Source organism: Rhodoblastus sp., from assembly GCF_052145335.1.
GTDB lineage: Bacteria > Pseudomonadota > Alphaproteobacteria > Rhizobiales > Beijerinckiaceae > Rhodoblastus.
Window position 1 is genome coordinate 1 of record NZ_JBKQOU010000129.1, and the last position, 9,300, is coordinate 9,300.

Genomic DNA, 9,300 nt, shown 5'->3' on the forward strand with positions numbered 1-9,300 from the left:
TCGGATCGATCGGCGGGTTGGTCACCTGGGCGAAGTTCTGCTTGAAGTAGGTGTAGAGCAGCTTCGATTTGTCCGACAGCGCCGAGATCGGCGTGTCGGCGCCCATCGAGCCGACCGGCTCCTGGCCGGTTGTCGCCATCGGCGACATCAGGAAGGCGAGGTCTTCCTGGGAATAGCCGAAGGCCTGCTGGCGATCGAGCAGCGAGACGTCGGTGCGCGAGGCGCGCGGCTCGACCGGATTGAGCTCTTCGAGCACGATCTGGGTCTCTTCCAGCCACTGCCGATAGGGATTGGCGCGCGACAACGTCTGCTTGAGCTCGTCGTCGGAGACGATGCGATGCTCGGTCAAGTCGACCAGCAGCATCTTGCCGGGCTGCAGGCGCCACTTGGCGACGATGGATTCCTCGGGAACGGGCAGCACGCCCATTTCGGAGGCGAGCACGACGAGGCCGTCGTCGGTGACGAAATAGCGCGCGGGCCGGAGTCCGTTGCGGTCGAGCGTGGCACCGATCTGGCGTCCGTCGGTGAACGCCATGGCGGCCGGGCCGTCCCACGGCTCCATCAGCGCCGCGTGATATTCGTAGAAACTGCGTCGCTCCTTGTCCATCAGCGGATTGCCGGTCCAGGCTTCCGGGATCAGCATCATCATGGCGTGGGCCATGGAATAGCCGCCCTGCACCAGGAATTCGAGGGCGTTGTCGAAACAGGCGGTGTCGGATTGGCCTTCGTAGGAGATCGGCCAAAGCTTGGAAATGTCGTCGCCGAACAGCGGCGAGGCCACCGAGGCCTGGCGCGCCGCCATCCAGTTCACATTGCCGCGCAGCGTGTTGATCTCACCGTTATGCGCCACCATGCGGTAGGGATGGGCGAGTTGCCACGATGGGAAAGTGTTGGTCGAGAAGCGCTGATGCACCAAAGCGATCGCCGTCTCGACGCGCGGATCGCGCAGGTCGGCGAAATAATTGCCCAGCTGGGTGGCGATCAGCAGCCCCTTGTAGACGATGGTGCGCGAGGACAGCGACACGGGATACCATCCCCGCATGCGCTCTTCCTTCAATCCGTAGACGGCGTTGGACACCCGCTTGCGGATCAGGAAAAGCTTGCGCTCGAAGGCTTCCTGGTCGGGCGTGTCGGCGCCGCGGGCGATGAAAATCTGGCGATGGACCGGCTCGGCCGGCTTGACCGTCTCGCCGAGCACACTCGGATCGACTGGCGCGTCGCGCCAGCCGAGCACGACCTGGCCCTCCTCGGCGACGATCTCCTCAAAAGTCTGTTCGATGATCTTCCGCGCTTCCGGGTCGCGCGGCAGGAACAGCGCGCCGACCGCGTAAAGCCCCGGCTCCGGCAAAGCAAAACCGAGCCGGACCGCCTCTTCGGCGAAAAGGCGATGGGGGATCTGCAACAGCATGCCGCAGCCGTCGCCAGCCTTGGGATCGGCGCCGACCGCGCCGCGATGGTCGAGATTGACCAGGATTTGCAGGCCCATCGCCACCAGGTCGTGCGACTTGGCGTTATGCATATTGGCGACGAAGCCGACGCCGCAGGCGTCATGTTCGTTGCGCGGGTCATAAAGGCCCTGGGCCGGGGGCAGGCCGTTGGCGGCAGTGTAAACTCGATCCATCGTTTCAACTCCGGCCTGCGAGGAAAGCTCGGCGCCAGCGCTTTTTCGCGCGCTGTCGCTTTGTTGCGAAAACGGCGCGCCAAAAACACTCGACCTGTGCTGCTCGATCATGTCCCGTTTATCCTGCCCGTTCAATTCGACCGCAATTTATCGGAGGCGGGGCGTCTTGCCTATGCTCCGATGGCCACCCCTTGCCGCCTGTCACCGGGCGCCGCCAGTGGGAAAGGGCATAAATGGTCAGCATAGCTGTCCTATTTTGGCGCGACATTGCCAGATTAGCACCGGCCACACAAGCGGACAAAGCCGCGCAAATCGGGCTCCGGGCGAAAGTTTTCTATTTTTTAAACGATTTGCCCCGGCGGCGCCGCAAGGGCGGGCGGCGGTCGGCGGGAGGCGCCGCAATTTTCGGCTTTTTTTGATTTCAAACCGGGATCGCGGGACGCCGCCGCCGCATTTTTCACCAATGATTTTTTACGATTTTATGTGGCATAAAGAATAGCGGCAAGGGATTCGCAAGGGATTAAAAATTGAAACCGACAATGGCTTGGGCTTCGCGGACCAAGGTTTTGGGATGCGGAACGGCGTTCTGCCTCTCGGCTCTGACGCTCGGCGTCGGCGCGCCCTCGCGCGCCGAGCCAATCCGTTTCCCCTGGGACCCGCCGCCGCGCCCGCCGGTAAAGGCGGCGACGGCGCCGCACGTTGACCCCGCTCCGGCGCGTGAGGGCGCGCGAACGCCGCGTGCGCCGGAAAAAGCCCGGCGCCGGTCCGCAGAGAGGCGCCACGACACTTATGACGACCTGGCCTCGCCGGGTCGGCCGCTGCCGGCGCCGCGCCATAGTCTGGACGGTCTCGACGATCTCCCGGAACTTACGCCGGTCGAGCCGACGGTGGCGTCGGTCAAGCCGAGCAAGTCCGCCCCGGCCGACACCCCGCCGCATTCCTCGACGGCCGATCCGGCCCCCGCCGATGCGGCGCTCAGCCCGATCAAGCCGCTCCATCCCCCCGGCGCGCCGAAAATCGAGCCGCTGCCGCAATAAAACGGGCGCTGGATGCGCCCGTTCCATTCGCTATCGCCTATCTCCCTTCGATCAAGCCGCCTTGGGCGCCTCCACCGGGCGCGGACCGCCGGCGCCGATCGGAATCTGGCGCGGACGCTGGGCTTCGGGGATTTCGCGCACCAGGTCGACATGCAGCAGGCCGTTCTCCAGCCGGGCGCCTGTCACCTGGACATGGTCGGCAAGCTGGAAGCGGCGCTCGAAGGCGCGCGCGGCAATGCCTTGGTAGAGCATTTCCGAGGCCTCGCTTTCCTTGCGTGTCTCTTTCGCGCCCTTGATGGTCAGGGCGTTTTCGCGCGATTCGATCGACAATTCGCTTTCGCCGAAACCGGCGACGGCCAAGGTCAGCCGATAGGCGTTCTCGCCCGTCCGCTCGATATTATAGGGCGGATAGGCGACAGCGGCGGCTTCCTGGCCGCCGGCCTGGTCGAGCAGCGAAAACAGCCGGTCGAAGCCGATGGTGGATCGATACAGGGGAGACAGATCAAATTGACGCATGGCATATCCTCCATTTGAAGCGACATGCGGCCGGCCCCTTCGCGGGGCCGCGCCGTGAGCGCGTCCGACATTGGCCCGCGCTAACGGGGAGATGGGCGCCGGCAAAATTCTTTTCAAGAGTTTTGTTGGCGGGCTTTCTGTGCGATTTTTCAGCTCGATGGTTTATACGGTTCAGCGATGGAATTGATCGACACGCCCGCCAATCCCTGTCCGCCTGGCGTAAAGGTCGTCGGGGTGCGCGCCCGCGACGGCGTGGAACTGCGCGCGGCCGTCTGGCGCCCTGAAGGTTTTCAGCGAGGCACGGTGGCGCTTGTCCAGGGCCGCGCCGAATTCATCGAGAAATATTACGAGGTGATCGGCGAGTTGTTGGCGCGAGGTTTCGTCGTCGCCGCCTTCGACTGGCGCGGGCAGGGGCTTTCGCAACGCCTGCTGCGCAACCGCGCCAGGGGCCATCTCCGCCGCTCCACCGATTTCCGGCTCGATCTCGACGCTTTCGTCAGCCAGCTGTTGACGCCCGAATGCCCCAAGCCCTGGTTCGCCCTGGCGCATTCCATGGGCGCGGCGGCGGTGCTGGATTACGCCGGCGCGGGAGACGCGTCCTTCGCGCGCATCGTCGGCATCGCCCCCATGCTTGGCCTGTGCGGTTTTGCCGGCTCCAATCTCGCGCGGAACACCGCCGGCGCGTTCAGCGCGCTCGGACTGCGACGGTTGTTCATCCCCGGCGGCGGCGCGCGCGCGCTGGCGCAAAAACCCTTCGCCGGCAATATCCTGACCTCCGACCCCCGGCGTTACCGCCGCGCGGCGCAAATTCTCGACCTTTCGCCGGCGCTGGGCATCGGCGATCCGACCATCGGCTGGGCGCATGAGGCTTTTCTGCTGATGGAAAGGCTGGGCTCGCGCGATTTCGCCGCCGGGATCAAGGTTCCGGCGCTGTTGGTGGCGGCGGGCGGCGACCGGCTTGTTTCCACGCCGGCGATCGAGCGTTTCACGAAAAAGCTGAAAATCGCCGACTGCCTGGTGCTGACCGACGCGCGCCACGAAATCCTGATGGAGCGCGACGAGATCAGGGCCAAATTCTGGGCCGCCTTCGACGCCTTTGCGCCCGGCGAGCCGTTTTTGCACGAGGCGGCGACGGCGGCGGGGTGAGGGCGTCCTGAACAGGCCCTGGTCGTGCGCGATCCATGGCGTTGCGCGCTTTCGTCGAACTGGCGTAAGGTCGACGGCAAAAGCGTCCGCTTCCTCAGTAACTTGGTCGTGCTATGGAGTTAGGTTGAATCATGACCGAAGCCTTCAGCGTCATCCAGCTTTCGACCGTGATTTCGCAAGTGACCGCGCCCGCATTCCTGCTAAGCGCGGTGGCGTCGACTGTATCGGTTTTAATCACCCGCTTGAACCGGGTTGCCGACAGATACCATTCGATCAGCGGGTCGCCGGAGAACAATTCCGGTGCGACCAACCTTAATATTGAGTTGCCGGACCTGACGCTGCGCGCACATTTCATGTATAGAGCCATTTTTTGGGCGGTCGGCAGCGGCATCTGCACCTGCATGCTGGTCATCATCATGTTCACGAGCGCTCTGCTGAAATTTCAACATGAGATCGGGGCGGCGGTGCTGTTCATCATCGCCATGGGTCTCTTTACCACGGCATTGATCTATCTCGCGCGCGAAGTGCGCTTGAGCCACAAGGGCAGCTTCAGCCACAGGTTGATCGGCGACGGCTTTGCTCACCGCCCATACCTGCCGCTCAAGAAAAAAACTTCCCCATAGACTCTATCAGGACGGCGGCAAAGGCATGGGCGACGCTCCAGGACCGCGAGCGGTTTCACCCGCGCCTGTCAGGGCACGGCAGCAGAGTCTCCGCCAAGCATCGGATACACGCGGGATATGATCGATCCCAGACAGACCAGCACCACCAGCAACTTGAGAAGCTGCGCCAGCCGCGCTTCGGTACAAAATCGATCGATCACCCAAAACAAGATTGCGCCTACGACGACGGTAATCAGGATTCCAATCAGGAGCGTGAGCACGGGCGACCTCCTTGTTTAAGCGCCAATGCTTTCAAAACCACCATCGGCCGCGTTTGTTGCCGAGGTGAAGGATAATTGGCAAGAAAAAGCGCGACGGCAAACTTACGCCAGATTGAATTTCAGCACGCCCAGTTTTTCGATTCGGCTTTCGATCCTGTCGCCGGCCTTCAGCCACACCTGCTTTTCCTTCGGCATGCCAAGGATCACCCCGGACGGCGTGCCGGTGAAGATGATGTCCCCGGGCTCCAGCGCGAACAGCCGGGAAATATAGGCGATCAGCACCTGCGGGTTGAAAATGAAGTTTCTGGTGTTGTCCGACTGGCGGACCTCGCCGTTGACGCGGGTCTCGATGGCGAGGTTGTTGGGATCGCCGACGAGATCGGCCGAGACGAACCAGGGCCCGACCGGCGCGAAGCCGTCGAGCGTCTTGCCGACCATCCATTGGCCGCCGGTCTCGATCTGCAGATCGCGGGCCGAGAAATCATGGCCGATGGCGTAGCCGGCGACATGGTCGAGCGCCTCGGTCTCGCTGACGTTGCGGGCGGTCTTGCCGATCACCACCAGCAGTTCGGTCTCGTAATCGAATTTGTAGGAGACGTCACGCGGCGGCAGCGTGATCGTCGCTTCATGCGAGGTCAGCGCGTTATTGTATTTATTGAACAGGATCGGCTGTTTGGGCAGCGCCATGCCGGTTTCCTCGGCGTGGGTGCGGTAGTTCAGCCCGACGCAGATGATCTTGCCCGGATGGGCGAACAGCCGGCCATGAGTGATTTTTGCTTCGTCGAGCAATGCGCCCCGCGCTTCCGGCGCGTCGGCGGATTTCGCCAGCGCATCGAGCGCGCTGGCGCCGCCCGACCGCAGCATTTCCTCCAGCGTGACCGGCGCGGAAATGTTCAGGATCGCATTGGCCCTGGCGACATCCAGCACGCCGGAAGCGGTCTTGATCCCCAGCGTTTCAGCGCCGTCGTCCTGCTTGAGGGCGAGCAGGATAAGGCCGTGCGGCATGTTTTCGGCTCCAGGACTTGGCATGAGCGATTCCTTTGTTGATCCGGCTTGTGCGGCTATTGGGGTCACGGCCGCCACGGCGGTCAGGCCCGCAGTTTGGAGCAACGAACGGCGCGTCCGCATTGCTGTCTCCCCAAAATAACTTCGAACGTCGGTCAAACGCAGGAACGTCCTTGGACCGGCGCCCGGTTCTTGCTCTCTCACAAAAAAACGCTTCAGGCGCCTTCCCTTAACGCCGCCAGCGCCTGCTCATGCGCGCGTTTGTCGCCGGCGGCGACAATGGCGCCGCCTTTGGAGGGGTCGCCGCCCTCCCAATTCGTGATAACGCCGCCGGCGCCTTCGATGATCGGGATCAACGCGACGATGTCATAAGCGTTCAACCCGGCCTCGACCACCAGATCGACGTGGCCGGCGGCGAGCATGCAATAAGCGTAGCAATCGCCGCCGTAACGGGTCAGCCGCGTCTTCGCCTCCAGAAATTCGTAGCGCGGGCGCAAGGCCTCGGGGATGAGTTTCGGCGATGTGGTCATCAAGGTCGCGCGGTCGATGCTGGCGCAGGGGCGCACGAGCAGCCGCCGCGTCGCTGGGACGCCGTCCGCTCCGCGTCCCTCCCAGTGCGCCGCGCGGCCGTCGCCATAGAATTTTTCACGGGTGAAAGGCTGGTTCATCATTCCGTAGCAGGGCGCGCCCTTGTGCAGCAGGCCAATCAAAGTGCCCCACAGCGGCAGGCCCGAAATAAAGCTCTTCGTGCCGTCGATCGGGTCGAGCACCCAGACATATTCGGAATTGGCCGCATAAGCGCCGAATTCCTCGCCGATCACGCCGTGATTCGGGAAAACCTCTCCTATCAGCCGGCGCATCGCCGATTCCGCGGCGCGGTCGGCCTCGGTCACCGGATCGAACACGCCGCCGCCGGATTTGTCCTCCATGGCGAAAGTGGTGCGGAAGAACGGCATGATGGTTTCGGCCGACAGCTTGGCCAAGCGCTCCACGAAAGGGACGAAATCCACCGCCGTCATTGCCGCCGCTCCTGCATTTGCGCGCGCTTCTGTCTTCGCCCGCGTGAGCGCGGCCTTGTTCGAACAAAGCATGTTGCACAGGCGCAACGCAATTGCGGAATCGGCCGCCGGGCCCCGGCGCGGAGGCTTTTTTTCGGAGCAATCCTATCAGGATCATGAACTTAGGGTCTTGAGGGCGGTCTGCGGAAATTCTTGCCTTTTGTGCGGCGCAACTGCATACTCTTTTAGTGCGGCGCTGATTTGCTGCACATGCCCTCCTTGGGCGTTTCCTCCCCAGACTTGGCCGCTGACCTCTGTCGGCGGTCGTTTTTTGCGGCGTTCGGTTCCGGATTTTATTCCGCAGCCTGGCGCCAATGGGAGCCCGGCATTTCGCGTCCGGGCGCGATTTCCGCTATCAGCCGGCTCATATCCGCTTTGACGCGCGCATAATCCGGCCCACGCTCCAGGGTCTTTTCATCCAGATAAAGCGCGCGGTTGATCTCGATCTGCACCGCGTGGCGATTGCGCGCGCGGACCGCGTAATTTTCGGTGATGAAACCGCCGGCGTAGGGCTTGTTGCGGGCGACTCGATAGCCGAGGCCGGACAGAATGGCGTGAATCCGGTGAGAAATCGCCGGATCGCAGCTGGCGCCGTGGCGATCGCCGATGACGATGTCCGCTGCAATCGGCTCGTAAGGGCGTCGAGCGTCGCCGGTCGGCATGCGCGAGGGCATGGAATGGCAATCCACGAGCACGGCGCCGCCGAATTTTTGCGTCGCCCGCGTCATCAACGCCTCCAGCGCAGCGTGATAGGGCTTGTACAACTTTTCGATACGATCGAGGCCTTCGGCCAGCGAAATCCGATCGGGATAGATGGCCTGGCCCTCGGCGACCACACGGGGAATGGCGCCCAGGCCGCTGGCGACGCGCAGCGATCGCGTATTGGCGTAAGCGGGAAGGGGCTGGTCGAAAAGCTTGGCGTCGAGTTCAAAGGATTCGCGGTTGACGTCGAGAAAGGCGCGGGGAAATTTCGCGCGCAAAAGCGGCGCCCCATGATTCGGGGCCGCGGCGAACAGGTCGTCGACCGCCACGTCTTCCGAACTGCGCAGGGCGCGAATCTCCAACCGCGAGGCGGCGAGAAACTCCGGAGGATAGAAAGCGCCGGAGTGCGGCGAGGAGAACACCAGCGGCGACTCGAGCCGCGCAGGCTCGATCGTCTCGCAGGGCGCGCCACGCCTTTCGCTCGAGGCAGAACCTTGCATCGCTTTTTCCAGTCCCCGAGCCGTTGCTTAGGCTAGAATACCAGCCTTTTCCAAAACGAAAATGTCGGATTTTTCCTGCAATTTGCAAGGCAGGGTGCAAGAATGACCCCGTAACGGCGATTTGTCCATAAGCTGGCTTTCGCTTCGCGCCGCAGGGCGGCTGCGGGCCGATTAACTTCTTTCGGAGTTTCAGCGAATTTTCACCTGTTTTTTACCACGATGGTTCTTTATCGATGGGCAAGAACGAGGGCGCCATGAACGACCACCCAGATCAATCGGTAAAAATCCTGCTGGCGGAAGATGATAACGACATGCGTCGTTTTCTCGTCAAGGCGCTGCAGAACGCCGGCTATTCCGTCATTTCCTTCGACAACGGCCTCGCGGCCTATAATCGGCTGCGCGAGGAACCGTTCGAATTGCTGCTGACCGACATTGTCATGCCCGAAATGGACGGAATCGAACTGGCCCGCCGCGCCACCGAACTCGACCCTGACATCAAGGTGATGTTCATCACCGGTTTTGCCGCGGTCGCGCTGAACCCCGACAACCAGGCGCCCCGGCAGGCGAAAATACTGTCGAAGCCCTTCCATCTCAAGGATCTGGTCAACGAGGTGACGCGGCTTCTCGCGGCCTGACCGCGACCTTTTAGCCGATTTTCTGTTCGGTCGCTTTTCCTTCAGCCAATGGGTTGCGCCCACGGTTGCGAATCGATATACACCGTCCACCCTTGACGGGCCGGCAGTAAAAACCGGTTTCGGGCGCGTAGCTCAGCGGGAGAGCACTACGTTGACATCGTAGGGGTCACAGGTTCGATCCCTGTCGCGCCCACCAT

10 protein-coding genes and 1 tRNA gene are annotated in these 9,300 nt (G+C 62.6%); 5 read left to right on the forward strand and 6 right to left on the reverse strand.

Annotation, left to right across the window (positions count from 1 at the left end; translation table 11 throughout):
- Window positions 1-1,621 (reverse strand): glutamate synthase central domain-containing protein (locus ACLP2E_RS09095; RefSeq protein WP_442465718.1); only part of this gene is annotated, 1,621 nt, incomplete at its 3' end.
- 539 nt (window positions 1,622-2,160) lie between these two features.
- On the opposite strand from ACLP2E_RS09095, the gene ACLP2E_RS09100 reads away from it, so the two are divergent.
- On the forward strand, window positions 2,161-2,658 hold the full coding sequence (locus ACLP2E_RS09100) for a hypothetical protein (protein ID WP_442465719.1): 498 nt from the start codon (window positions 2,161-2,163) through the stop codon (window positions 2,656-2,658).
- 51 nt (window positions 2,659-2,709) lie between these two features.
- Here the strand turns inward: ACLP2E_RS09100 and ACLP2E_RS09105 are convergent, their stop codons facing one another.
- Window positions 2,710-3,174, reverse strand: a complete 465-nt coding sequence (locus ACLP2E_RS09105) for an Hsp20 family protein (RefSeq protein ID WP_442462370.1) — start codon at window positions 3,172-3,174, stop codon at window positions 2,710-2,712.
- 177 nt (window positions 3,175-3,351) lie between these two features.
- Between ACLP2E_RS09105 and ACLP2E_RS09110 the strand changes: the two genes are divergently transcribed.
- On the forward strand, window positions 3,352-4,320 hold the full coding sequence (locus tag ACLP2E_RS09110; RefSeq protein ID WP_442465720.1) for an alpha/beta fold hydrolase: 969 nt from the start codon (window positions 3,352-3,354) through the stop codon (window positions 4,318-4,320).
- 131 nt (window positions 4,321-4,451) lie between these two features.
- Window positions 4,452-4,943 (forward strand): DUF2721 domain-containing protein, encoded by a 492-nt coding sequence (locus ACLP2E_RS09115; protein WP_442465721.1) that lies wholly within the window; start codon window positions 4,452-4,454, stop codon window positions 4,941-4,943.
- 68 nt (window positions 4,944-5,011) lie between these two features.
- Here the strand turns inward: ACLP2E_RS09115 and ACLP2E_RS09120 are convergent, their stop codons facing one another.
- The 4 genes from ACLP2E_RS09120 to ACLP2E_RS09135 form a co-directional block, all read right to left on the reverse strand.
- Entirely contained in the window at window positions 5,012-5,203 is a 192-nt protein-coding gene (locus tag ACLP2E_RS09120) for a hypothetical protein (protein WP_442462373.1), read from the reverse strand.
- A gap of 102 nt (window positions 5,204-5,305) precedes the next feature.
- The gene (locus ACLP2E_RS09125) at window positions 5,306-6,208 is read right to left on the reverse strand and encodes a fumarylacetoacetate hydrolase family protein (RefSeq protein ID WP_442465722.1); all 903 of its coding nucleotides are present in this window, start codon (window positions 6,206-6,208) and stop codon (window positions 5,306-5,308) included.
- A 215-nt stretch (window positions 6,209-6,423) separates the two neighbouring features.
- Complete coding sequence (gene hisN / locus ACLP2E_RS09130; RefSeq protein WP_442465723.1) at window positions 6,424-7,227, reverse strand: histidinol-phosphatase; 804 nt, start codon at window positions 7,225-7,227, stop codon at window positions 6,424-6,426.
- 332 nt (window positions 7,228-7,559) lie between these two features.
- Window positions 7,560-8,468, reverse strand: coding sequence for an N-formylglutamate amidohydrolase (locus tag ACLP2E_RS09135; protein WP_442465724.1), 909 nt, complete (start codon window positions 8,466-8,468; stop codon window positions 7,560-7,562).
- 254 nt (window positions 8,469-8,722) lie between these two features.
- Between ACLP2E_RS09135 and cpdR the strand changes: the two genes are divergently transcribed.
- On the forward strand, window positions 8,723-9,103 hold the full coding sequence (gene cpdR, locus ACLP2E_RS09140; protein WP_442462377.1) for a cell cycle two-component system response regulator CpdR: 381 nt from the start codon (window positions 8,723-8,725) through the stop codon (window positions 9,101-9,103).
- 121 nt (window positions 9,104-9,224) lie between these two features.
- Window positions 9,225-9,299: transfer RNA gene (locus ACLP2E_RS09145), tRNA-Val, on the forward strand.
- Window position 9,300 lies beyond the last annotated feature (1 nt).